This window comes from Bradyrhizobium sp. USDA 10063, assembly GCF_054063735.1.
Window position 1 is genome coordinate 3,535,682 of the sequence record NZ_JBSSGP010000002.1, and the last position, 24,837, is coordinate 3,560,518.

Below are 24,837 nucleotides of genomic sequence, written 5' to 3' on the forward strand. Positions count from 1 at the left end.
CGAGATCGGGCGGGAAATCTGTTCATTCACCATGACACATGCGCTTCAGTTGGGGACTTCCGATTATTTTCCACTCCAACTGCAATATGCGGTCCATCGCCGGCTCGAACCGCTTGCTGCAGTTCGACGCTGCATGAACTGGTTAACCGTGTATGAAAGCTGTGAGGGGCCCGCTAACCATGACGAAATGGTACGCGCTGCGCGGCGACCGCAAGGTCGGCCATTATCAAGCGCTTGGTAAGAAGCCCCGGCACCCGGCGGCAACCACACTACGTTAATACAAATCGCATCTGCCCGTGTCTCCACCAACCAGCCTCTGCTAAAAGGTCGCAGCTCCGGCTCGGCCGGCGCCCTTAAAAAAGTCCGGCTTGTCTGATCGCACGTATGAACGAAAACAAAAACACTAACGACACGTTCGATGTCCGCATCGACAACGCATTTGACTTCTTGTCTCAGGAATACGCCGAACTGTTTGATGGCTCGGACGCCACGGCGTTCCAGCATCCGGTGTGGCTCGACACGCTCTATCGCAAGCTCGCGCCCGCCGCGGCGGCGAAACCTCTGGTCATCGTGATCCGCTATCGCGCAAGCGGAACATTGGCAATGGTGTTGCCGTTGCTCCGGGTGCCGCGCGGACCGATGCAGACGGTTGAATTCGCCGATCTCCGTGTGTCCGATTATCTGACCCCTGTCTGCACGGCCAAGATGTTTTCCGATCTGCTCCAGGACGAGGACGCCTGCCTGGCGCTCCGGCGGCTCGTCAGGCCCTTCGATCTCTTGCGAATGTGCAAGCTTCCTGACGGAAGAATGCCGATCGAAAATCTTCTGGCCGCACCTCGCCGCACCTTCATGGAAACCAATGCATACGCGGCGGTCCTCATCTCCCCGTTCGAGCAATGGCGGGCGAGCGCGCTGAGCCGCTCCTATCAGAAGGAGCTCGCGAAGAAGCACCGCCAGCTCCAGAAGAAGGGCGCGTTGAGCTTTTCGTGCTGCGATGACAATGCATCCGTCATCGCCGCGATGGAGGTGATGAAGAAATTCCGAGGCCCGCGTTTTCGAGCGCAAGGCGATGGCGATCTGCTGCAACGTCCCGAATATTTCGACTTCTATTCCAGTGTGGCGCTCCGCGGCCTGGGCGCCTTTGTGCGGCTCTACACCATGAAAATGGACGACAACCTGATCGCGGCCGTGCTGGGATTGTGCCACCGCGGCAGCTTCCTCATCATCATGAGCGCATTCGACATCGCGGGATACAAGAGCCAATCCCTTGGCGCGCTGACGTTCGAACAAGTCGCCAGGGATTGTATCGAGCGCGGGGATCAGATCCTGGACTTCACCATTGGCGACGAGCCGTACAAGAAGATGTTCGGCGGCCAGCCTTCGCCGTTGTGGAGCGTCACTCAGGCCGGCAGCGTCGCCGGCTCTGTTGCTCTGTTCGCGCTACGACAGGCGCCCTGGGTCAAACTGGCCGCCAAGAGAATGGCCGAATTCAAGCTGCTGCCGGTCCGCACTTGAATTTCAACGTGCTCGGCCAGCCGGAGCGCTGCACTAGGCGCGAAGCGCGCTGCGAACGCGTGCGACCCATCCCGGCCTGATACCGTCGACCCGATGGGTGATATTGCGCCGAAGAAAATGCACCCTGCGCCGCACACTCCATCTTATGTCGCTGCTCGACGTCAGGGCCTGCCGAAACCGCGCCATTTGCAGTGAGTGTTGGTCGGCCGCGATCTTGTCGGGATCGGAATAGAACTGCGATATCTTCTCCCTGCCCATGCCGCCAGTTTCGAGCCAGCGTGGCACATATTCCGTGCAAAGACGCTCAACATCCACCAGAAGACGGCTCACTCCGGTGCCGGCTGCCGGACAATTGGTCTGAAACGCATCACCGATCAGCACCACCCCCGGCTGCAGATGACCTTCGGCGACAGACAGATCCATCACCCAATTCTGCACCTGACCGACAACGCTGAAATCCCCGAGATAAGATTGCAATCCGGGCATGAGGCGGAGCAGTGTTGATTTCGTCTCCCGTCGCAGCTCGCGCATGATCGGATCGGTCGGATCGCGAAACATGAACAGGTTTGCCCGCATGCCGGCCCGCACCGGAAACAAGCTGAGATAATCGACGCCGTCGGCGGTTCGTTCGCCATAGCAGGTCAGCGCCTCGAATTCGAACGGCGAACCATCTGGACGTGCGATCGTGAAGCCGAACGAAACCGAATGGCGCTCGGCGAGAATGCGCCGCGTGATTCCGAGATTGTATCCAAGAGCTCCGGCCATGCCTGTCGCCAGGACCACGAGACGCACCGTGACGCGCTTTCCGGAGGCCAAAACGAGATGTTGAACGTCATCGCTGCAGCTCACGGCGGTGACCTGATCGACAATGAAGCTGGAATGGTCCGGCAACAGACGTCGCGCCATGGCGACGAGGTCGGCATAGGAAAGGCCATAGGTCTGGCCCGCACTGACATCGACGACCCTGCCTTCCCTGATATTGATCACGCGATCATACGCACATGCGACGGCTTCGAGTTCGCGGATGAAACCTAGCCTGCGAAAGATATCGACCTGTCGTCCGGCGATCTTTTCGACGCGGAATTCTTCCGGATGAACCGCGCGTTTGTCGATCAGGACGACCCGGTATCCCGCCCTGGCGAGGACTGCTGCCGCGAGCGATCCCGCCAACCCGCCGCCGACAATCGCGACGTCCGTGGTGATGGTTTCACATCCATCTGCCGCGATCGGTTGTGTCACCTTCTCATTCACCATCATGTTGTCGGCTCCGGCGAGTGCTGGCGGCCGAACTGCAATTTTCTCGCCTGATAGCCACTTCGCCGAGCCGGCACGATCATTTTTGAGCATCGCAGTTAACGCCGGCGTACCGGTCCAAATCAGGCACGCGCCTTGCTCAACGAATACCGTGAAATCTATTGCCCGTTGCTCAGCGGTAGGGTGGACCAATGTTTATTGTCAGGTCGGGACGCCATTTTCGTGCAAACGGGCGGTCGTTACGCGGATTTGGCTTCGGCAATCATCTTCGTGCCGTCGCACCGGCTGTTCCGGGACATCACCGGTTGCCCTGTCTGGAGACAGCCGGGACAGCGGCGTTCCAGAATGAAGCAAGGCCGCGGCCTCGCCGGACATCGCAGGTGTGTGCCGACACACTTGCCGGGCGGGGAGAACGAAATCTTAGCAGCCGGGCATTAACACTCCCGGCTTGCGCGGGTGTTAGGCTTGGGGCCAGGTGCGCGCTACGAGCATCTTGAAAAGGAAAGATGCCCTGTACTTCGCATGATCGATTTCATTCTCCAGTTGATGCGACGCGACGTGACGCGCGGTGTTGCCGGGACCATCCTTCTCAAGGTTGGCAGCGGCGGCCTCGCGTTCGCGCTGTTCTCGCTGGCAGCACGGGCCATGTCGCCGGATTCGTTTGGCGCTTTCGCGATGTGGCTTTCTGTCGCCCAGATCGCATCGGTCGTGGGGCTGGTCGGTCAGGAACTGTTGCTGGTTCGATTCCTGAACGAGTACCAGGTACGAGACCAGGCCGATCTGGCCAAAGGTGTCCTGCTATCGAGCCTGAAGATCTCCTTCATTGGCATGCTGATTGTCATTGCGGCGATCGCAGCGGGCGCGAGCGTGCGTGGTGAGGCGTGGCTGCTGATCCTGGCAATAGCCGCCTTTACGGCCGTGAATGCAGGGCTGATGCTTGGCAGCCAGATCGCACGATCGCTGGTCAGCATTCTGATGGGAGAAGGCAATCGGGAATTTTTCTGGCGAGTTGCCGCCGTCTTGTTTCTGGTCGCAGTATCGTTCGGTCATGGACGACTCGATCCCGCACAGTTGCTCACAGTGATGGCAATCGCCATGGCGATCGGACTGGCGGTTCAGGTCGTTTCGATTGCGCGGGCTCTGCCGAACTTGCGCAATGTGCCCGCGCGCTCGGAGAGCTCCCGCTGGAGATCGAGCGCGCTTCATTTTTGGCTTTCTTCCATTCTTGAAGCGGCCAATCAGTATTTCGACGTGATCCTGATTTACTGGATGCTGGATCCGGCCACGGCCGGCATCTATTTTGCCGCCTCGCGTCTGGCGAACATCTTCGCCATGCTCTCGGCCGCGCTTTACAGTTTCGGGGCGCGCCGCCTGCCGTCGCTGTACTTCAGCAAGAATCACCAGGAATTCGGCCACACGCTGCAGCTCATGGCGGAGGTGACCGCGCTGTGCGTGATCGCCGGGCTCGTCGTCGTCTGGATCGGCGCGCCCCATCTTCTCGGCTTGTTCGGGCCTCATTTCGCCGCCCAGCAATGGGTTCTGATCGTGCTCGCGCTCGGAACCGCCTTTCAGGCCGCCGGCGGTCCGTCCGCGGCCATCCTGCAGGTGACCGGCCATGAGCGTGACTATGTTCCCGTCGTCGCCGGGAATGTCGTACTGCGGCTGATCGGATTCCTCGTTCTCATTCCCTGGCTCGGCGTGCTGGGCGCCGCCATCTCGGCCACTGTCTCGCTGGCGCTCGCCACCATCGCGCTTAACGTGCTGTGCCGTCGCCGAACCGGCGTCGATCCTTCCATCCTTGTGCTTTCCCGCCTCTTGTCCTCGAAAGCAGAACCTTATGCGGTCCGCGCCGCAGACTCGAAGGACTAGAGCAAGAGCCGATCGGGCTGAATCGTCACCTCTCCCGCTTGCGGGAGAGGTCGGCGCGTAGCGCCGGGTGAGGGCTCTCTCCACTCGGGGAGCCCCAATGCGGAGGCACCCCCACCCCAGCCCTCCCCCGCAAGCGCAGGGCTATCGCATATGGCTGTTTGGTGGCTGTGAACGAGGCGGGCCTCATGGTTCGAGACGCGCCGCAAGCGGCGCTCCTCACCATGAGGGTCTAAGATCCCGCCGCGAAATCAGACCTCATCCTGAGGAGCACGCCCAAGCGTGCGTCTCGAAGGATGGGCCGCGAAGGGACCGCCCACCAAGTTCTATTTCATATGCGATAGCCCTGCCCGCAAGCGGGAGAGGGAGCGCAGCTTCACCGCGGCTGCATTTCAACCTGATCGCCGATTGCACTAGAGGCCGTTCAGCTCGCCAGCCCCAACGTCTCGCGCTGCGATTGAGTGATGACGGAATTGATGGATACGCGATTGACCACAAGCCCGGTCGGCACCGCACCGAACTTGGACAGGCCGGCCGTTGCCCGTTGAATTGCCGCCGGAGCAGCTCCGTCGCGAACCACCACGATGATCAGATCGGCATGGGCTGCCAGCGTTCGCACGTCCGCCTGCGCAGCGAGGGCTGACGCATCGACAACGATCAGATCGAACTCCTTGCGAATGTCGTCGGCGGGGACCGCGCCGCTTTTCGTGCTGGCACTCAGGAGTACATTGACAGAGCGCAGGTCTGTCTTGCTGACGCCGCGCTCTTGCACGGCGGGATTTGCAGCAGCAAGATCCGACTGCAGCTCGATCAGGACGCTGAGCATTCCCTTGTTCAGGGCCGCCCGATTCAGCGATCGCGCAACCGTGCTGCCTCCCGCGCCGCTCTCGATGGACATCACGAGCGCGACCTTGCCGCGGGACCCCGGCAACGCGTTGATTTTCTCCATCAGCGCGCGCAGGTAGGCACTCAGATCAAGTTCGCTGGTTGCCGTTATCGGCTTTTGCCAGACGCTCCTGGAGGATTCCGGTGCCGGAAGGTCGGGAATGCGGACCCAGACCGGCAGCTTCGGCGGCAATTCGGGCTGGGGCGGCAGTTCAGGTTGGAGCGAAGGTGAGTTCGCCCGGCGAACCTTGGGAGCGGACCTGTCCAGAGCGCTCTTGATGCCAGGTACCGCAACGACCGCCGTCGCTATCAACATCGAGGCAATCGCGAGCGCGGCCAGCAGCAATGCGAGCGGCGGCCGGGTCGGACGCAGCGGTGGAATGGCAAGCGAAGCGATCTTGGTCTGCGAGCTCTGCAGCAGGCGCTGCTCGTTGGTGGTCTTGAACCGCGACAGGAACTGTTCGTAGATATTCCTGTTGGCCTCCGCGTCGCGCTGCAGCTCCTGCAGTCTGACGAGTGCCTGACCGTCGACCAGTATCTGTGATTCGACCGCCTTTAACTGATCTTCCAGGGATTTCTGCTGCTCGCGTTGGGCTTCATATTCAGACTTTGCAGTTTCGATGTTCTTCTTCCGCTCGATCTCGATCTGCCTGTTGAGATCGCTTAGCTGGCTGTACGATATGACGAGGTCGGGATGGCGATCGCCGAACACCGCACGTTTCTGCGCGATCTGGTCATTGAGCGCGGACCGCTGAGCTCTGAGGGCACTCAGCAGGTCCTGTCTGACCGGTCCATCGACATTCGCCTTGAGGTCGCGTTGCGCCTGCTCGTAGCGGGCTCTTGCTTCTTCGGTACGGGCGCGAGCAGCGGAAACCTGCTGCGTCAGATCGGTCACGCGCAATTGCTGGGTCGTGGCATCCTTGCCCGCATTGACGATCCTGTGCTCGAGCTTGAAGGCGGCAACGGCATCCTCCGACGTTCTCAACCGGTCGTTCAATGTCTTGAGCCGGCTGCTGAGCCAATCGGCTGCTTCGTCGGTCGCCTCGGTGCGGACACGGCCCTGGTTGGCGACGAACGCCTCAGCTATCGCATTGGCGTAGTAAGCAGCTCGGTCCGGCCGGTTCGAGGTGAATCTGATGGCGATGACGTATGTCAGCCCGCGGCGCGAAATATCGAGCCGGTTGCGGAATCTTTCGAGCAGACGCGTGGCGTCGGTTTGACCGCCGGCGATATCTTCGTCGTCTCCAACCTTGAGCTGCTCGATCAGCGGCCGGAGAAAGCCGTCGGACTTGGCGATTTCAACCAGGCTCTGAAGCGCGGCGGCATCCTGGCCGATACCCGGCAACACGTCCTGATCCGTGGTCACGCGCTGTTCGCGCGGATCGACAACAACCAGCGCGGTTGCTGCGTACCGAACCGGAATCACCAACAGAGCAACGACGCCAACGGCGAAGATGGCCAGCGCGAGCATCAAAATGCGTCCGCCGTTTTCCCGCAGAAAGGAAAGCATGCCTGAGACGGTTAGCAATCCCTTAATGCGTTCGGCAGAAGTGGCGCGTAGCGGCAGACGGGGAGCTTCCCACGACGCCGCGGTGGGCTCCGTCGAACCGGAACTTCTCGGGCCTGCGCGGCTACCGAACATCATGGGTTTTGACTCGAATTCAACTGGCAGACACTGTTCAGTGGCCTGCCCCAACGTAAATATCTATGGTTAATCGGCAGTTACCCTCTCTCGGCAACGCCATGACCAATTAGTTAACGAACCGGCTCTATCTTCCGCGCGATGCAGCGACGTCTCCTCTTCAGCGAGCTGTGCTGCATTAACCCCGTTGCGTGCTAGCCGGTGTATGACCGAGCATCGCGTGATAGGCACGATTGCGAAAATCGGGGGAAAGATCGCACTCCCTCAACGGGTGAGGAATCCGTGTTCCGTTACCAGCCAAGCACAGAATTGCGCGAGGCACCGATACGGCCGTCGGCAGCGTCACGTGATCGGTCAAACAGCATAAAGCCAAAGCGACGTGTCGTTCTGGTGCAGACCCAGGCGGAGAACGCCGGTGCCCAGGAGATCACAAGGCTGCTCGGTGCCGGCCTGGCCGCGCGCGGCTATGAGGTCTTCAATCTATTCTTCTTCCGCAAATCGGATTCCTTCGACGAGCCGCCGAATACGCTCTATTGCGCGCAGAGCCGGCCGGGAAATCCGGTAGCGCTGCTGCGGATGCTGTGGAAGCTCGCCGGCCATCTCAGGGCTATCAGGCCCGACGTCGTCCTTACGTTCCAGCATTTCGGCAATGTCATCGGCGGAGGCGTATCGCGCCTCGTCAGCCGCGCTCCGGTTATTGCCAACCAGGTTTCGTCCGCGATGTCGATGAGCTGGCCGGTCCGCATCGCCGACATCGTCATGGGCAGCGTTGGCTTCTTCAAATGTATAACGCTCAACTCGCTGCAGATGGAGCGCGAGTATGCGCGGTATCCCGCTCCTTACCGATCGCGCATGAAGCATGTCCCCCACGGTTTCGACGACAAATCGCTCGATCTGCCGAAGGATATCGCGCGGCAACAGTTCAAGCTGCCGCCGGATCGCGCACTACTCGGTTGTGCCGCAAGATTGCACCCTCACAAGCGGCTCGATGCGGCGATACGTCTCCTGGCCGGTGAACCGTCCTGGCATCTTGCCCTGGCTGGACAAGGCGCGGACGAGGGCCGGCTAAGGCTGTTGGCAGATGAGTTGAAAGTATCCGACAGGGTGCATTTTATCGGCGAGATTCCACCGCGACGGATGGCGGACTTTCTCGCCTGCCTCGACGTGTTCGTGTTCCCTACGCAAGCTGAAACTTTCGGGCTGGCCGCGGTTGAAGCCGCGAACGCAGGCGTTCCTTCCGTCGTGAATGATCTCCCCGTTTTGCGCGAGGTATTATCTTTCGAAGGAAAGCCTACGGCGCTCTTTGTCGATGCTTCGGACAATGCGAAACTATCGGCCGCCGTTTCCACAATTTTAACAAATAGAACGTTGAGCGACGAGCTGCGGCAAAACGCCAAAGGCCTGAGGTCGCGCTATTCGGTAGACACGATGGTGGAGGAATACGTCCAAATTCTCAGCCAGGCTGTTTGACCGGGCACGCATTCAGATGGGCCGCACATGATTATCGAATTTCGCTGCGAGCGCGAGCATGCACGGGAGTGGATGTGCCGTGAGACGCTGTCCGTCAACGGCCGGGATGTCCCGGTTCAAATCGCGTGGACGGCAACTGCGGACTCTCGGCCTGCTGGCCTGGAGGCGCTTTTCGAACTCGAACGGTTGGTGTTGCGGAGGGGCAAGCGCGGCGGCGCCGACAAGCTGAAGATCATCCCGGCACGGCCGCAGGACCATGCCGGCAACGTCGACGTGATTGTCGATTTTACACGCGCTGCACGGGATCCGAACTGCTCCGCCCGGCTATACCTTCGCCCGCTGTTTAATGGGGTAGCAGGGGAAAACGCCGCGCTGGCGGCCATACTCGCCGGTGACTTGCCGGTTATCGAGATCGTCAATGAACTCGACGGAACGGTCCTCGACCGCGGCCATCCTTCCGGAGAAATTGCAGTCGGCCTGGGCGGCTCGCTCGAAACGGTCATGGCGCGAACCCTGACCATGCTGACGGCGATTCTGTCGGGAGCGCCAAGAATAGTTCCGGAGCTGGCTTCTTCGGCCAGCGAGCGCACCCTACAACCGGCGGCCAAGTATGTTGTGCGTGGCTTGGCCGTATCGATCGCGAAGGAAATATATCGGCTTTGCTGTTATGCGCCTCATTGGCACATCGGATGGCGCTACAGCGACAATGCCGATGTGTGGCGGAGCGGAGATCTATCCGGGCCGGACTGGAAGGTGCTCGGGGATCCCGGAGATCGCTTCTACGCCGATCCTTTCCCGGTCAAATGGAAGGGAAGAACATTCGTCTTCTTTGAAGATCTCGATCACAGGGTTGGCAAGGGCATCATTTCCGCCGTCGAGTTCGACCGCACTGGCCCGGTCGCAGACGTCGTACCGGTGCTGGAAGAGCCCTGGCATCTGTCCTATCCGTTTCTGTTTGAGCACGATGGTGAACTATGGATGATCCCGGAGAGCTCGGAGCATCGGGACGTCGCGGTTTACAAATGCGTTCGCTTTCCGGACCAATGGGAGCGTCACTGCACGCTGCTCTCAGGCCTTGAACTGGCCGACGTGACCATCACGCGGCACAACGGCATGTACTATCTGTTCGGCGCCTGGCGCGACGGCACCGGAGGCTATTCCGATACATTGGCGATCTATTATGCCGAGCAGCTCTTTGGCCCCTGGCTGCCACATGCGAGCAATCCGGTCCTGATGGATCGCGCAAGTGCGCGGCCGGCGGGCAACTTTGTGACCATCAATGGAAGCCTGTGGCGGCCGGTCCAGGATTGCTCCGACGGCTATGGCGCAGCACTCGGTCTTGCGGAAGTTCTCGAACTGTCGCCGACCACCTTCAGACAAATCGTTCGGCACTCTCTTAGGCCAGGGCCTGCATGGCCAGGCAGGAAGTTGCACACGCTGAACCGCTGCGGCGAGCTCGAGGTGATAGACGGATCACGGGTTCAGCCGAAGACCACGGCCTTCGTAAACGGACCTGCATCGGCCGTTCGAGCATCCTCTGGCAGTGACTCAGCTCGGCGGAAGCAAGCCCGATCACGAAGCGCCCCTAACAGCGTTCTGGCCGCTGATTAGCTTCGCGCCGGTCGATGATGATCGACGGTTACGATGTTGGCGCAATGACGACGTGGATGCTTTGGGTGCGACATAACAACCCGACGGGCAAATCAGCGGAAACGTGTCCATCCCTCGCGCGAAAAATATTCCGCTCCGTCGTCGGGCAAATCAGTGATTTAACTCCGCGCGTCTCACGGCGGATGAGGGGCGGCTCGCGATCGTCACGAACGTGCGGTGAGATGCGGTGGACGAGAGTGTTGCGACTGACGAGCGTGGCACTCGCGGACGGCGAAGTCGTGTGGTTCTGGCGCCCCGACGCTGGCGCTAAGCTTTTTGCGCAAACAAGTTTCGCGCGAGAGGCGACGGTGGCAAGAAAGCCCGGTCACCGGGAAGAGCACGAAGGAAACCGTTAAAACCACTGCGCAGGGAAAGCCGGAGTTGCTTCGGTTGACCTGTGGTCCTACCCCCGTGCTTTTTGTTGCACGGGGCCCACGGGTGCAACCGGCACCCGGCTTTCCCTGCGCCCTCTGCTCAATGAGAGGGTGAAAAATGAAGCAAAGCTCGGACGCAATGCGCCGCGAGAATGCGGACTCACATCTTCTCCGCTGTTTGACATTTGAATCGTGATCTCTCCCCTCGTCGTCCCGGGCTTGCCCCGGGACCCATAGCCACAGGCCGTTGTCGTGTGCTCCGCTGCAACCGCTTGCTCGTGCCACAACAACTGCCTGTGGTTATGGGTCCCTGCTTTCGCAGGGACGACACCGGTGCGAGGTGTGCCAGAATCCGTAGGGTGGGCAAAGCGAAGCGTGCCCACCATCGCGAGCGGAGTGCCTGATGGTGGGCACGGCGCAAAGGGCGCCTCTGCCCACCCTACGCAACGACGCCGATGGATCATTTCAGGGAGATCCTGATCCCGCTGAGGTTGGCGGCGAACTCCATCCCCGCTTTCGGCCCTTTCAGCAAAAGCACCACGCCCTTTTCGTTTCTCAAGCTGACGCCTCCTGCACCGCCGACGAGGGCACCGCCGGCGCCGACCGCGCTATAGGTACCGGCAAAATCACTGACGTCGGCTATGCCTGAGGCCCAGCCTTCCAGGCGACTGGCGGATGCTCCGGCGGTAACACCGAGGCTGAGGCCTGAGACCCGGAACGGATAGTTGCGGCCGCGATAGGTCAGGACGCCGGTGCCACTGCCGGCGCCGACCACCAGGCCCGCTTTCAGGAAATTGACCCGGACATAGCCCGGGGCTTGTGCCTGCGACGGCGCCACAGGAAGCGCAAACGCGAATAGCGCGATCATCGCAAGACGAATTGCAAATGACTGCATCGCAGCGTTCCCGCGCGCTTCAAGGATTCGTCGCCTCCACCTTCTTCCACGTCTGGTCCGGATCGAACAGGTAAATGCGCTTGGCGATGACCGCCGTGCGTTCACCGAGATCCTTCTGGTAGACGGTGCCTGCGTGGTTGACCATGAAGGTCATGACACCCGAATTGCCATACTCTGCGGGATAGGCGATCAGCCCGAAGCCGCCGATCATCTTGCCTTTGACGACGTAGTTCACGGCGCCGCCGGGCGCATTCGGCCCCTGTCCTTTCAGGATTCGAAAGTAATAGCCGTGGTATGGCGTGCCGCCCTCCGCGCCGGCCTTGTAGCCTTCCGCTGCCGCCTGCGCCGCGAGCTCGCCGAGGGGACTTTGGTCGCGATCGTCGCGCCAGAACAGGCCATCCTTCTTGCCTGGCGTGCTGACGATCCGTTGCGCGTAGATGCCGGCGCCTTGGCCGGTACGATCCTTGTCCGCATAGTCGTTCTCGGCATCGACAAAGGCGAGACAGGTTTGAATGGCATCGAGCTCGTTGCGGCCAATGCGGCGATACAGGACCTCGAGGCGGCCCGCCGCGGAATCAAACTCCCAGCCATCCCTGTTGTTGACCAGCGGGATCGGGAAAGGGAAGTCATCCGCGCCCAGGATGAGCGTCGCCTTCTTGTTTCCTTCCGCCTTGATCGAATGTCTGGCTTCGTACGCGGACAGGAAACGTTCGCGCGTCTCGGCGTCGGCGACATCATCGCCGGATTCGATGATCTCCTCGGCGTCCTTGCCCAGAACCTTCAGCATGGCTTTCTTCTCGCCGGTCTTGACGGCGGCAGCCAGCGCGGCCGCGGCGTCCTCCGGTGAAGGATAGGCCTGTTGCGCGCGAGCCGACGTGATCGCGAGCGCCAGCATCACGAGGGCGGCGACAGCGGCTGCGGGGCGAGCCAACCGGAGCGACTGGACGACGATCATGGTGATGGCTCCGATGCTCTGGGAATCCTTGCGCCGGCGGCAAGCCAGTCGCCGTAGGTCCGGAACTTCAATCCGAGCTTGTCGTAGTGGACCCTGAGATAGCCGTCGCTGCCGCGCGTGACGGCTTCCGGCATCACGCCCTGCACTTCCTGCGCCATCACGCCGACATAGGACTTGCCGCTGCCGAGATAGCTGAAGCGGTAGTAGCCAAGACCGTTGCCGAGATGACCAAGCAGAACGATATCGTGCTTCAGCGCGATGTCCGACCGCCGGCCGCCACCGCCGCGGAAGCCTCCGCCCCCTCCGCCACGGAAGCCTCCACCGCCTCCGCGAACAGCGGCGCCGTGGAAACCGCCGCCACCGCGGGCGAAGGCGGCGGCGCCTCCGGCCCGTCCGGCAAAGCTCGCCCGGCCTTGAGCGGCCTGCAGATTGGCGGCTCTGCCGGACGACACGTTCCTGAAGGCCGTGTCGCGACCGCCGCGGCCGCCGCCACCACGCGCTGCATCGCGACCGCGGTCGCCGGCCCGTGCGCGATCACCGCCTCCCTTGGCGCGATCAGCCGCAGCGGGGCGATTGCCCCGATCGCGCGCGGCAGCGCGGTCGCCGCCGCGATCCCCTGCCCGGTCGCCAACGCGATCGCCGCCGCCCGGGCGATCCTGTCCTGGACGCAGCACCTGCTCGCCGCCGCGGCCGCGGAAATCCATCCGGTTGGCGCTTCCCGCCTTCAGATTGTTGTTGCCGAAGCGCTGCTGAACATTGGCGTTGCTGTATCGCACGCCCTGCCGGTGCGCCGGGTTGTGCTGCCAGTTGTTTCCGACGTTGGTGACCCTGTTATAATGGTTGATGTAGAGATTGCGGTTGCCCCAATTGCATCCGCCGCCCCAATAATTGCCCCAGCGGGCGATCGCCCAACCGGTACCGAAGGCGAGACCCGCCGCGATCACGCCCGCGCCGATATAGGACGGGTAGCCGAAGTAATAGGGCTGATAATCCGCATACGGCCAAGTTCCGTAGACGGTGGCCGGATCGTAGTAGGGAACATACATCGTGTTTGGATCAGCCGGCTCGATGACGATCACCTGCCTGTTGTCCTGGGTCTGCACGCTGACCTTCTGCTGCTTCGTCGTCACCAGCTTGTTGTTCGCCTGGGCTTTGGCGCGCAGCCGCTGGATCGCGTCCATCACGTCGGGCTGCTGCGCGAGCACGGCGTCGCCGAGATCCTTGGTCCAGTCGATCTTGTCGCTCATCATCGAGAGAACCGCTGTGGTGCTGACCAGCGCCTTCACGCTGTCGTCCCAGGACTGCTTGGCGACCTCGTTCTTGAGTGCATCGCCCTTCAGGTTCTTGTGCGCGGCTACCCAGCGGTCGGCCTGCACGATCTCCAGCGGATAGGTCGACGCCGCGAGCACGTTGGCCAGGAGGTCGTCGGGATAAAGCGCAATCGGCGCAACCAGCGCTTCGAGCTGTTCAGGCTTCAACAATTGTTCGCTCGGCGCAGCCTGGGGCGTTCCCTGCGACTGATTGCCTTGGCCGGGCGGCGTGCTGGTCGCCTGTGCAAAGGCGACGACGGGAACCACCAGAAACAACGAAAGCGCGAGCAAAATCTTGCCGCAACGAGACATCACACCCTCCATGAGCCTCACGCGCGGCAAGCATCGGCCCGAAGCATGCGCGTTTCTTGATCAAGATCAAAGAAACGGGGTCCACCCGGAGAGCGACATTGCTGCGACGCGACATGTTCGCGCGCGGTTGCCAGGATCAAGACCAACTCCTGCAGCAGGCCGGTCGCGCCGAAGCTCAGCGAGCAAGTGGCAATTTGATGCGGAACAACGCCCCACCGCCGCTCCGGTTTTCCACCGTGATCTGGCCATGATGCGCTTCGACGATCGTCCGGGCGATCGCAAGCCCCATGCCCATGCCCTGCGCCTTGGTCGTGAAGAACGGCTCGAAGACGTCCGTCAGATGATCGCTGGCGATGCCCGGACCTGTATCGCCAACCAGGATTTCGGCCTGCTCATCAGACATGCCCGTCGCGATGATCACCTCCCGTTTCTCGGTTTGTACCTCGGATACCGAGTCGATCGCGTTCATGACGAGATTGAGGACAACCTGTTGAAGTTGAATGGTGTCGCCCTTCACGCGCAGCATCATTGAAGCCGGAACATATTTCAACATTACGGCACGGCCTTCAGCCAACGCCGACACTATGCCAACGGCCTCCGCAATGGTCTCGTTGAGCTTGATCTCTTCAACTTCAATTGGCTCTCTTTTCAGCATGCTGCGAAGACGGCGGATCACCTCACTCGCCCGCTGGTCATCACGCCTGATGTCGGCCAGGATTTCTCGTATTTCGCCGAGATCGGGCGACACCGATTTCAGCATGAGCTCCGCCGTCTCGGTATTGGTGAGAATCGAGGCGAGGGGCTGGTTCAGCTCATGCGCGATGGAGGTCGCCAGCTCTCCGGCAGCCGAATAGCGGTTGACGCGCGCAAGCTCCGCCAGACGTTGCCGAGCTTCGACCTCGGCGAGGCGACGGCGGCGACGTTCGTGGAGCAACCCACTGATCAGACCCGCCTGCACGAGAATCACGCTCGCGATCAACGCGACCTGCCATTGATATCTTGCCCAGAACGTCGGCTCGCGACGAAGAATTTCGCTTCCCGCGGGCAGGTTGCTCTCGCTGATGCCCCAGCGCTGCAGCTCGCGCCAGTCGTATCTCGGGGCCGCGAATCCAATCGGCTCGATCTTGATGTTGGCGGGCTTCTCGCCAGCGAGGATGCGGATCGCGGCATTGACGGTTTTCTCGCTCGATGCGTCGATGGAATGCATCGGGCCGCCGACGGTGTCCTGGCCAAAAAAAGCTTCCTGGAAGGAGAAGATCGGGGCGTTCGCGACCGCATGAAGACCGCGCAATGCGAGATCGCCTTCATGGGCGACACCTGCCGCGTCGACCGACATCAAGCCCCAGAACAGAACAGTGTGCGGCGGAAGCGCTGTCGCCCGCTGAAGGATTTCTTCAAATGACAGGTCCGCGTACCAGACGAATGCGACCCGGCTTTCGAAGGACTTCGCTTCCCTCTTCACTTCATCGAGCCAGAACTTTTCCAAGGGCGAGGCACCGATGACGACGGCAATCGTTTTCGTGTCCGGCAGGACCTGAAGAATACTGCTGAAAAAGGCTGAGAAATCATTGTGGACTGAGACGACCGTATCGTTGTCGGTAAGTTCGGCGCGGTTCACCAGCCGCTGTTCGACTGCCGTCAGCACCATGGGGGTCTCAGGGAAGAGCTCCGCGCGGTATCTCTGGACGAATCTGGCCGCAGGCGCCCCGATGCTTATCACGATGTCTGGCGCCGCGCGCTGGTAGAGCGAGCGCAGATAGTCGACGAACGGCGCTTCCGGGCCCGGATTGTCGAACCGCGCCGTCAGTAGCATGTGTTCCTGGAGGTCCAGCGGCCACGGCGACTGGCGCTCAAGCTCGGTCCGGATGCTCCGGGCATATTCGCTCCATGGTCGGAAGTCTCGCCCGAAGGAATGGAGCAGCAGCACGCGCTTTGGTTCGCCATGAGGAGCGGCGCTTACTGGCCCGGGCGGGATGATGACCCAGACCAGCAACCAGGCGCAGAGCCAGGCGGCCACGACAGGCCTGCCCATGTCGGGTGCAGCAATGGGGGCACGTCCGCCCATTCTTTTCCCCAGCAGTTCAAACGTCCAAACGTTGCATCTCGCGCTCGGCAATTCTAGCGCGGATTGCGCTGCAGCCAACGGCTTACTCCGCCGGGCGGCGGGTTCAGCAGCGCGCGTCGTGCCCCGGCCGCAGGCGTCCACGGGCTGTACGCAAGAGGAGATCGTAGCTTGAATCAAGCCGCACGCCGCGCGCATTGCCGCGGCAAGGGCTATTGCTTGCAGCGGTGATAGGTGACCTCCATTCCCTCGATGCCCGGGAACAGGCGCGTGATGCTGTCGTCATCAACTACTTTGAAGAAGAATTGGATGTTTTCGAGCATGATCCCCGAGGCGCAGCTAACGACCATATTGACGTTCTGGCCGTCGTCCTTCCTGGATTTGATCGAGCAGGTCGCGTGCTTGGCTCTCAGGCGATTAGGTTCGGCGATGAAGCCGCCGCCATAGACGCCGGAGAAATTCGTGAAGGTGACCTGCTTTGCCCTACCCTTGCGGGCGAAGACCTTGTCGCATTGGTCGGCGCTCGCCGCCCATGCCCCGGTGAGATCGAACGCGCTAGCGCTTTCGGATGATCCTAAAACGGAAACAACCAATGCTGTCGCAAGCACCGGAGACCTGCGAAGTCCCTTCATTTCATTCCCCCCTGCCAGAAGTTCTCAAATGCTCGCCGTGCTCCGAATGTATCAATGGCCGCTGAACACCAGGGTCGTGATCGGCAGCAGCAGTGCCTGGATCCGCAGCAGCAGTGCGTGCACCAGTCCCACCCCATCGACCACGTGCAGCGCGATGCGCCGCCCGGCGCTGGTTTCCTTGTTGGTGATCTCCTCGTGATTGCCGGTGTAGGCGTTGACGATGCAGCTACTACCCGGCGTGACCCCTTCGAGGCCACCCTTGTAGAGCGGCTCCAGGAACACCAGAATCGTGCCCGGTCGCGCGACGTTCTGCGCTTCGATCAGCTGCTCTCCGCCCCGGAACTGGCCGGCGGCGATGTAGTCCTGGACCGTCGTGACCACCATGGGAATGATCACCCAGGGCCTTGAGATGCAGGTCGCTTCTGCCACCATGCCCTCCTTCATCACCTGAGCCTCGATCTGACCGAATCCGGCCTGCAGCGACCGCCGGCCGGCCCCCTCAGGGACAAGGATCCCGGCCGGCCGCATCAGCGGGTTGACGACGTCGCCGACGCGAAGCAGGAACTGCTCCACCCGCCCATCGACGCCGGCACGAATGAAAGTCTTGTCCAAATCCACCTGAGCCTGCGCCAGTGCCGCTTCGGCGCTTGCCTTCTCCGCCGGCAGCAGCGTTGAGACCCGCAAAGCCGCAGACTGCTTGACAGCCGCCGCGGCATCGATCCCGGCTTGCCGTTGATCGACGAGGACTTGGAGTTTTTCGATGTCGCGCTGCGGAACGATGCCGGGATTGCGGCGCTGCAGTTCGCTCTTCACGTCCAATTCGTCCTTGGCCTGCTGGTGCGCGCTCCTTGCTTCTTGGATCTGGGCCTCGGCCTTGACCACATCGGCTTCCGCGGCGACCAGGGCAGCATCGACCTCGGCGACCTTGCGCTTGGCCGTCTCAAGGGCTGCTTGCTGCTTTGAATTGTCTAGCCTGAAGATCACGTCGCCCTTTTTCACCGGTGCGCTGGAGCCGAAATTGACCTCCGCGACGCGTCCCGAGGTCTCCGGAAGGATCGGGACGGTGCGGAAAAACAGTGCGGCCGTGTTGGTCGATGGATGGAAGTAGAAGATCATGGTGATCAGCGCCACCGTGAGCATCAGGCAGGCGGTGATGCCCCACCTCAGCTCGAACCAGACCGAAAAGAAGGTGATCTCCTTGCCGAAGCGCTTGCCCTGGACGTAGCGGCGGTAGAGATAGTCTGGAAGGACCGTCACAAGCGAGCAGATCAGAAGCTCAAGCATTGCTGCGCTCCCTTGCCCTCGCGGCATCCGGGCCTCTCGTCTCCGATGCGGCGGCCGGAAGTGCCGGATCCGGTTTGGTTTCAGGCTTTGCTGCGTCGCCCTCATCCGCTGCGGCACTCGCTATCTTCTCAACCGAGCCGGCAATGCTGCGCAGCGGCGTGCTGAAATCGGGAAGATCGATCATGGCAAGCAACAGCGCCGCGATCCAGAACAGGTGGATGTGCGTGAACAACGCCAACAGGCCGAGAACGGCTACGATCTCGAACTGCAGCTTCTGCGATTTGTGCGCCATCCGCTCGGGCAGGCTGTGCAGGCGCCAATAGAGCGTGCCGACCCAGAGCACAGCGGCCACCAGGAAGATGCCCATCACAACCATCAACACGTCGACCTCGTTCGGCGGCGTGATGAAAAACGGCAGATGATGGGGCGCCATTGGATGAAGCTGCTCGCTCAACTGCTTCTCCCGGTCAAAAATTGAGCCTTTGGCCGTTCAGTCTGGATACCGTCGTCCAGAGGTCGCTTGATCTGGATCAAAGGTGGGCCCCTACCCGGTCCTAGCCTTTCGCAAACGACCAGAGGAAACCGGCCACATCAGGAGATGTCAGCCATGCCAGCGAACATTGATGACCTGATCCCCAACGCCAGCCAGATCCAGAAGGAGGCCGCCCTCCGGGAGGCGGAAAAGGCCGACGAGTATGTCCGCCGCGCGGTCGCCGCCGAGGCCGAGAAGAAAGCCCTGATCGATCGGCTCAGCCGGCCCTCCGGCAAATCCGAAGAGGAAAAGATCCAGTTGGCATCGACCATTATCCAGCGTGCCGTGCGGAACGGATTGACCGAAGTCCTAGTGTATCGCTTCCCAAACTCGCTGACTACCGACAAGGGGCGCGCCATCAACCAGATGGAAGCGGGCTGGGAAGCCACGCTGACCGGGATTCCCAAGGAGATCTACCAGCTCTGGACCGACTACCTGAAGCCGCGCGGCTACCGCATCCGCTATCAGATCATCGATTTTCCCGGCGGCGTGCCCGGCGACATCGGCGTCACCATCGCCTGGGGCGATTAGATCGCCGGCCGGTTCGAGGCGATCTGAAGCAGTGGAAGCCTGGACATGGCAGACGCGCCCGTCGCACGGATGAAGCGAAAGGTCTATGAGAAGGAACTGGAGAAGCTCCAGGTCGAGCTATGCCATCTCCAGGAATGGGTGAAAGCGAACCAGGCGCGGGTCATCATCCTGTTCGAAGGCAGGGATGCGGCAGGCAAGGGAGGCACGATCAAGGCCATCACGGAAAAGGTCAGCCCGCGCGTATTTCGCGTGGTCGCCCTCCCTGCGCCCTCGGATCGCGAAAAGACCCAGATGTTCATCCAGCGCTACATGCAGCATTTCCCTGCTGCGGGCGAAATCATCATTTTCGACCGGAGCTGGTACAACCGGGCCGGGGTCGAATATGTGATGGGGTTCTGCACCCCCGCCGAGCACAAGCGCTTTCTTGAGCTGTGCCCCGCAATGGAGCAACACATCATCGAAACCGGCATCATCCTGATCAAGCTGTGGCTCGAGGTCGGGATGGAGGAACAGGAGCGACGGTTCAGGGCCAGGATCGACGATCCGCTGCGGCAATGGAAACTGAGCCCAATGGATACCGAATCTTATCGGCGCTGGTACGACTACTCGCGGGCGCGCGACCTGATGTTCAGGGCCACCAATTCGAAGCACGCGCCATGGCACATCATCCGCTCCGACGACAAACGGCGGGCACGGTTGAACTGCATCTCGCATGTCCTGTACTTGATCCCGTACAAGCGCGTTCGCCGGAACAAGGTCAAGCTGCCCAAGCGCTCCACAAAAGGACGATACAACGATCAGACCGGGCTGCGCGGGATGAAGCTTGTTGCTGAACGATACTGAGCGGACCAGGCAACGCGGCCTGGAGCAGGCGATTCTGATTGAATCAGAACCGAAGCTCCAGTTTCTTGTATTGACGCGTTTTCTTCACGTGAACCGGCATCCACTTCGCTCGAAAATGCGACAGGCCGAGCCGCTATCTTTTCAATCGTATGGTGACGCCGCCCACGGCGGCTGACACTTCGGCTCCAATCTTCGGCCCACTGAGCTGCAAGATCACGCCATTGTTGTTCTGCAACTGAACGCCACCGGCGCCGGCGGCAATGGCGCCACCGGCGCCGACCGCGCCGTAGCTGCCTTCGATGGATTCCGGTCCCCGCAGATTCAGCGCGCGCCCGACAAGCTTGGTGGTCGAGGCTCCGATCGTAAAACCAACGCTCATGCCGGACACAGTGAATGGATAGCGCTTGCCCCGAAGTATCAGCACGCCCTCGCCGCCGCCGACGCCGAGGACAAAGCCGCCCTTGGTGAAGACGACTGCAACCTGGCCGGTCTCCGCCTGCGACGGCGCGCTCAGTCCCGCCACCCCCAACACGGCCAATAGCGCGATCACCCCAACATGTCTCATGGTCTACCTCCCAGAACAATTTTGCCAACACTGCTTCGCGCGATAGACGCGCTTGAACGCGGGCCTCCCCCGGTCATCGTGAACGACGACACTCAATCGTGCTGGCTCGCCCCGCCGCCTCTTTGATCCAAGTCAATGCCGCGGTCGCTATCCAATCCGCGGCTCGTTCTGGAGATCCGGCTATCGTTCGCCGGCCTTGCTCTCGCCAAGCACGCTGTCGAGCGTCCGCATCCAGTCGCGGCTGTCGGTCTTTTCCGCCAGCCCGTCCGCCTGCAACAGGTCGCGCAATTGGCCATGGGCGCCGACGATGCAGAACGCCACGCCACGGGTTTCGAGCTCTTCATGCAGATCGTGCAACATGCGTGCCCCCGCCAGATCGATAAAGGGCGATGCCGAGAGATCGCAGGCAACCACCTTGATGTCAGACGATTTTCCGAGCGCAGCCAGAACCGTGTCGAGGATCGTCTCAGCATTGATGTAGAGCAGCGACGCTTCGGGGCGGAATGCGATGACACCGACCAGCGGCTCCACCCCATCGTGTCTGGCGCGGTCCGAATAACGGCCGGTTCCGGGGAGCCGTCCGAGGAACGCTACGTTTGGCCGCGACGCGCGGGCGAGCAGCAGGAAGATGGATGCGAGCGCCGCAAGCAGCACCCCTTGCAGGATTCCAAGCAGCAGCACCGAAGCAAGCGCGATCGCTGCAGCATAGAAATCGATGCGGCTGATCTTCCACATGCGCAGCAGCGCGGGGATGCCGACCAGCCTGTACACCGCGGCAAAAACGATGGCAGCCAACACCGCCTTGGGAAGATTTGTCAGCAGGCCCGTGAAAAACAGCAGGCACAGCGCCAGCGTAATCGAGCAGAGCACCAGCGCCAGCGGCGTGCGGGCTCCAGCCGCGTCGTTCACCGCGGATTGCGACAGGCCACCGGCAACGGGATAGCCGTGGCCGAACGCCACCGCGAGGTTGGCGGCCCCCAGCCCCAAAAATTCCTGCCGGACATCGAGGCTGTAGCCATGTTTGGCCGCAAAGCTCCGCGCCGCAGAAACACCCTCGACATAGGCGAGCAACAGACAGCCGGCGGCAATCGGAAACAATTCCGCAGGCTCCGACAGTCCGAACGAAGGCATTCCAAACGCTGGCAGCCCTTGCGGGATCGCCCCGGTAATCGGCACTCCCAGTGCCGGCAGGCCAAACATCGATGCGACCAAAATCGACAGCGCGACGACGGCGAGCCCAACCGGCTTGCCCGGCAGGTATCGTTCGCCGATCAGCAACAGCGAAAGCGAAGCAAGACCAATCGTCACAACCAACGGGTTGATATCGCCGAGCTGCCCGGCCAGCCGAACGGTCCGGTCAAAGAAGTTGTGACCACCGCCTGCAACGCCGAACAGGCTTGGCAACTGGGTCATCATGATCGTCAGCCCGGCGCCCGCCTTGAATCCCACCAGGATGCTGTCGCTGATCAGGCGTACCAGAAGGCTGAGCTTGAACAGCCAGGCGATCAGGCAGAGCAGCGCCACTGCACAGGCCACCAGGCTTGCGATGCCAGCGTATCGGACCGGATCGCCCGCGGCCAGGGCTCCGACCGAGCCGGCGATCATGAGCGAAATCGCCGATGTCGGACCGACCGCAAGCTGACGCGAGGAGCCGAGGAGGGCGTAGCCGACGCCACCGAGCAGATAGCCATAGATCCCGACATGCGGCGGCAGCCCGGCAAGCGCCGCGTAGGCCAGCGACACCGGTATCGCGTAGGCGGCGAGCGTGATTCCCGCAACGGTGTCCGGGGGCAGAAAGGAGAGCCGATAGCTGCCAAGCCACTCCAACGGCGGAAACAGCCGTGTCCATTCTGTTTGTAATGACGATGGCGTCATGTGAGCTGCCTCGTCACGCGAGATTCGAGACGTAGCGGTCGCCAATTTGCCCCCAATGAACGGCAGGCTGGCGCCAACCGGGATTGATCTGGATCAAGTGTCGCGTGGGATTCGACACGTCTAGTCGCCTCGTAATAGCGGAGCTCTGCGCCGCCCGATTTGCGACCGTGCGCAGGAGCACACCCGCACGCGTTTTCGAACATATCGGTGAGTGGGGCTCGATGAGCTAGGCGACAGCGGCAGCCATTTTTTCGATCGGCTCGATCAGCGATTTCGCCGCGAACGGCTTGGTCAGGTAAGCGACACATCCCGATTCCGTCGCCGCCGTGCGGTTCGCGTGGCTGTCGTTGCCGGTGATGTAGATCACCGGCAAGATGACGCCCTGTTCCAGGAGCCGGCGACGCAGATCAATGCCGGATTGGCCGTTCAGATTGATATCCAGGACAATGCAAAAGGCGCCGCCGAAATCGCCATGACCAAGCAGCGCGCTGGCGGAATCGAATAGCGTTGTATCAAAGCCGTGTTGCCTCAGCAGACGCTTAAGGCTCCTGAGCATGGATTGGTCGTCATCCACGACAAAAACAGACTTCTGGTTCGGCAAGATCGTTGCCTTCCGTCCTTTCGAGAATCGTTCGATTATCTGGTGGCGCGTGCCGACGACGACCTGACGCCGTCCGAATATGCAGTTCACACCCGGCTAGTACGCGCTGTCATTAAGGTGTGATATTGTCCGTTGGTACAGCGTTCCGCGGGAACCTGACAGCGCTCGCATACTTTCCCCGATCTGGAGCGATCCTCGAAAGATCGGGTGTACTTTTGCGTTAGCCGTCCACGCCGCTATTTGAACCGAGCACGCCCAGCCGCTCCGCGATCGAAACCAGTTCGGCGAGCGAATTCACTTGCATCTTCTCCATCACCTGGTGGCGATGAGCCTTCACCGTGCGCTCGGTTGTTCCCAATTGATGCGCGATCTGCTTGTTGATCCTGCCGCGCACGATGAGTTCGAACACCTGTCGCTCGCGCGGCGTCAGCCTCGCAAGGAGGGACCGATGGGAGTCGAGCCTGCTTTGTTGGCTGCGCGCTGCGCCGTGACGAGCTATGGCGCGCTCGATCGCGTCGATCAGTTGTTCCGACGACACTGGTTTGGTCAGAAAGTCCTCGGCGCCGGCCTTGATTGCCCGCACGGTCGTCGCAGTGTCGGCGTACCCAGTGAGGAACACGATCGGCAGCATCGAACCGAGTTCGCTGAGACGATTCTGCAGTTCGGGGCCGCTCAGCCCGGGTATCCGCACGTCGAGCAGGATGCATCCCGGCCGCCCATTGTCGGGCAGGCGATCCAGCAATTGCTGAGCGGACGGATAGGTCGCGACGTCATAGCCGGCGAGCCTCAGCCTCCGCTCGATGGCCGTCCGGAACGACGCATCGTCATCAACCACGTGAACGAGGCCAGCCAATTTTCCCTCCAAGGCGGCAAGGAGCCGTTGCCGCGACGGGTCGTCTCACCGCCGCCTCGACGTCATTGCCAACTTGTCCCATAGTACAATGGTCCTTGAGACGATGATTAGGAATGCTGCCTTCGTCGCAGATCAACTTTAGCGCGATTGACCCGATACCGAATTCTTGCAGCGCAATACTTCCAAAGACTGACAAAAATTGTAACGGTCAGGTTAGGAGTTGGGCCATGTTTTCCTATGTCAGCATCGATCCGGCAGTACCGCTGCCCAATATGCTCGGCGAATTCGGCATGGTAAGCGCTTCAAACCCGAGGGTGACCTTAAACGAATTCACTTACAAGAAAGGGACCGAGATCTACGGCGAGAAAGAGCCCGCGGATTACGTCTATCAGGTCAAGAGTGGTGCAGTGCGAAGCTATAAGCTGCTTTCTGACGGTCGCCGCCAGATTGGCGCGTTTCACCTGGTCGGCGATATCTTCGGACTGGAAAACGGCAGCGAGCATCGCTTCACGGCCGAAGCGATCGTCGACACCGCGGTACGCCTGGTGAAGCGTCGCAGCCTCGAGCTGGTGGCCGAAAGCGATGCCATGGTTGCCCGCAACCTGCTCAGCATGACCACGAACAACCTGCAGCATGCCGAAGATCACATGCTCCTGCTCGGCCGCAAGACCTCGCTCGAGCGCGTCGCCGCCTTCCTCCTCGAAATGGACAAGCGCCTTACCGCCGCCGGCGTCATGGCGCTGCCGATGTGCCGCCGCGACATCGCCGACTATCTCGGCCTGACGCTGGAAACGGTCTCTCGCGCCCTGTCGCGGCTGCACGAGCTCGGCATCCTCGGATTCATCGGCAATAATCAGCGCCAGATCGTGATCTTGAACCGTCCCCAGCTCGCCAGCCTCGATTTGCAGAGCTGACACGAGCCCCGCAAAGC

20 protein-coding genes are annotated in these 24,837 nt (G+C 61.4%); 7 read left to right on the plus strand and 13 right to left on the minus strand.

Going from position 1 to position 24,837, the window contains the following annotated elements; translation table 11 throughout:
* The first annotated feature begins 384 nt into the window (after nucleotides 1-384).
* Nucleotides 385-1,515: a GNAT family N-acetyltransferase gene (locus ACVJGD_RS18955; protein ID WP_456635771.1), complete on the plus strand. Its 1,131-nt coding sequence runs from the start codon at nucleotides 385-387 to the stop codon at nucleotides 1,513-1,515.
* A 33-nt stretch (nucleotides 1,516-1,548) separates the two neighbouring features.
* On the opposite strand, the gene ACVJGD_RS18960 is transcribed toward ACVJGD_RS18955, so the two are convergent.
* The gene (locus tag ACVJGD_RS18960) at nucleotides 1,549-2,772 is read right to left on the minus strand and encodes an FAD-dependent oxidoreductase (RefSeq protein WP_456635772.1); all 1,224 of its coding nucleotides are present in this window, start codon (nucleotides 2,770-2,772) and stop codon (nucleotides 1,549-1,551) included.
* 519 nt (nucleotides 2,773-3,291) lie between these two features.
* Here ACVJGD_RS18960 and ACVJGD_RS18965 point away from each other — a divergent pair.
* Nucleotides 3,292-4,638 carry a lipopolysaccharide biosynthesis protein gene (locus tag ACVJGD_RS18965; RefSeq protein WP_456635773.1) on the plus strand — a complete coding sequence of 449 codons (1,347 nt, stop codon included), beginning with the start codon at nucleotides 3,292-3,294 and terminating at the stop codon, nucleotides 4,636-4,638.
* A 421-nt stretch (nucleotides 4,639-5,059) separates the two neighbouring features.
* Here the strand turns inward: ACVJGD_RS18965 and ACVJGD_RS18970 are convergent, their stop codons facing one another.
* Nucleotides 5,060-7,165 (minus strand): GumC family protein, encoded by a 2,106-nt coding sequence (locus tag ACVJGD_RS18970; RefSeq protein WP_456635774.1) that lies wholly within the window; start codon nucleotides 7,163-7,165, stop codon nucleotides 5,060-5,062.
* Nucleotides 7,166-7,444: 279 nt separating this feature from the next.
* Here ACVJGD_RS18970 and ACVJGD_RS18975 point away from each other — a divergent pair, with 279 nt between their 5' ends.
* Nucleotides 7,445-8,632: a glycosyltransferase family 4 protein gene (locus tag ACVJGD_RS18975; protein WP_456635775.1), complete on the plus strand. Its 1,188-nt coding sequence runs from the start codon at nucleotides 7,445-7,447 to the stop codon at nucleotides 8,630-8,632.
* A 27-nt stretch (nucleotides 8,633-8,659) separates the two neighbouring features.
* Nucleotides 8,660-10,243, plus strand: a complete 1,584-nt coding sequence (locus ACVJGD_RS18980; protein WP_456635776.1) for a glucosamine inositolphosphorylceramide transferase family protein — start codon at nucleotides 8,660-8,662, stop codon at nucleotides 10,241-10,243.
* Between the two features lie 873 nt (nucleotides 10,244-11,116).
* On the opposite strand, the gene ACVJGD_RS18985 is transcribed toward ACVJGD_RS18980, so the two are convergent.
* The 7 genes from ACVJGD_RS18985 to ACVJGD_RS19015 all read right to left on the minus strand — a co-directional run bounded on the left by ACVJGD_RS18985 (nucleotide 11,117) and on the right by ACVJGD_RS19015 (nucleotide 18,539).
* Nucleotides 11,117-11,551 (minus strand): hypothetical protein, encoded by a 435-nt coding sequence (locus ACVJGD_RS18985; RefSeq protein WP_456635777.1) that lies wholly within the window; start codon nucleotides 11,549-11,551, stop codon nucleotides 11,117-11,119.
* Between the two features lie 19 nt (nucleotides 11,552-11,570).
* Nucleotides 11,571-12,506 carry a DUF2950 domain-containing protein gene (locus ACVJGD_RS18990; RefSeq protein WP_456635778.1) on the minus strand — a complete coding sequence of 312 codons (936 nt, stop codon included), beginning with the start codon at nucleotides 12,504-12,506 and terminating at the stop codon, nucleotides 11,571-11,573.
* The gene (locus ACVJGD_RS18995; RefSeq protein ID WP_456635779.1) at nucleotides 12,503-14,128 is read right to left on the minus strand and encodes a DUF3300 domain-containing protein; all 1,626 of its coding nucleotides are present in this window, start codon (nucleotides 14,126-14,128) and stop codon (nucleotides 12,503-12,505) included. The genes ACVJGD_RS18990 and ACVJGD_RS18995 overlap by 4 nt, the downstream gene beginning before the upstream one ends.
* Before the next feature lie 175 nt (nucleotides 14,129-14,303).
* The gene (locus ACVJGD_RS19000; protein WP_456635780.1) at nucleotides 14,304-16,145 is read right to left on the minus strand and encodes a sensor histidine kinase; all 1,842 of its coding nucleotides are present in this window, start codon (nucleotides 16,143-16,145) and stop codon (nucleotides 14,304-14,306) included.
* A 257-nt stretch (nucleotides 16,146-16,402) separates the two neighbouring features.
* Nucleotides 16,403-16,822 carry a hypothetical protein gene (locus ACVJGD_RS19005; RefSeq protein WP_456635781.1) on the minus strand — a complete coding sequence of 140 codons (420 nt, stop codon included), beginning with the start codon at nucleotides 16,820-16,822 and terminating at the stop codon, nucleotides 16,403-16,405.
* 51 nt (nucleotides 16,823-16,873) lie between these two features.
* The gene (locus ACVJGD_RS19010; RefSeq protein ID WP_456635782.1) at nucleotides 16,874-18,106 is read right to left on the minus strand and encodes an HlyD family secretion protein; all 1,233 of its coding nucleotides are present in this window, start codon (nucleotides 18,104-18,106) and stop codon (nucleotides 16,874-16,876) included.
* On the minus strand, nucleotides 18,099-18,539 hold the full coding sequence (locus ACVJGD_RS19015) for a hypothetical protein (RefSeq protein WP_456640292.1): 441 nt from the start codon (nucleotides 18,537-18,539) through the stop codon (nucleotides 18,099-18,101). The genes ACVJGD_RS19010 and ACVJGD_RS19015 overlap by 8 nt, the downstream gene beginning before the upstream one ends.
* Before the next feature lie 174 nt (nucleotides 18,540-18,713).
* Here ACVJGD_RS19015 and ACVJGD_RS19020 point away from each other — a divergent pair, with 174 nt between their 5' ends.
* Together ACVJGD_RS19020 and ppk2 are read left to right on the plus strand one after the other, a co-directional pair.
* A complete protein-coding gene (locus ACVJGD_RS19020; protein ID WP_456635783.1) occupies nucleotides 18,714-19,169 on the plus strand; it encodes a hypothetical protein in 456 nt (151 codons plus the stop codon).
* 45 nt (nucleotides 19,170-19,214) lie between these two features.
* Entirely contained in the window at nucleotides 19,215-20,012 is a 798-nt protein-coding gene (gene ppk2 / locus ACVJGD_RS19025) for a polyphosphate kinase 2 (RefSeq protein ID WP_456635784.1), read from the plus strand.
* Nucleotides 20,013-20,145: 133 nt separating this feature from the next.
* Here ppk2 and ACVJGD_RS19030 read toward each other — a convergent pair whose 3' ends face one another.
* The 4 genes from ACVJGD_RS19030 to ACVJGD_RS19045 all read right to left on the minus strand — a co-directional run bounded on the left by ACVJGD_RS19030 (nucleotide 20,146) and on the right by ACVJGD_RS19045 (nucleotide 23,906).
* On the minus strand, nucleotides 20,146-20,577 hold the full coding sequence (locus tag ACVJGD_RS19030; RefSeq protein ID WP_456635785.1) for a hypothetical protein: 432 nt from the start codon (nucleotides 20,575-20,577) through the stop codon (nucleotides 20,146-20,148).
* Nucleotides 20,578-20,757: 180 nt separating this feature from the next.
* On the minus strand, nucleotides 20,758-22,452 hold the full coding sequence (locus ACVJGD_RS19035) for a SulP family inorganic anion transporter (RefSeq protein WP_456635786.1): 1,695 nt from the start codon (nucleotides 22,450-22,452) through the stop codon (nucleotides 20,758-20,760).
* A gap of 226 nt (nucleotides 22,453-22,678) precedes the next feature.
* The gene (locus ACVJGD_RS19040) at nucleotides 22,679-23,026 is read right to left on the minus strand and encodes a response regulator (RefSeq protein ID WP_456640293.1); all 348 of its coding nucleotides are present in this window, start codon (nucleotides 23,024-23,026) and stop codon (nucleotides 22,679-22,681) included.
* A gap of 247 nt (nucleotides 23,027-23,273) precedes the next feature.
* Nucleotides 23,274-23,906 (minus strand): response regulator transcription factor, encoded by a 633-nt coding sequence (locus ACVJGD_RS19045; protein WP_456635787.1) that lies wholly within the window; start codon nucleotides 23,904-23,906, stop codon nucleotides 23,274-23,276.
* A gap of 227 nt (nucleotides 23,907-24,133) precedes the next feature.
* Between ACVJGD_RS19045 and ACVJGD_RS19050 the strand changes: the two genes are divergently transcribed.
* The gene (locus tag ACVJGD_RS19050; RefSeq protein ID WP_456640294.1) at nucleotides 24,134-24,820 is read left to right on the plus strand and encodes a helix-turn-helix domain-containing protein; all 687 of its coding nucleotides are present in this window, start codon (nucleotides 24,134-24,136) and stop codon (nucleotides 24,818-24,820) included.
* Nucleotides 24,821-24,837 lie beyond the last annotated feature (17 nt).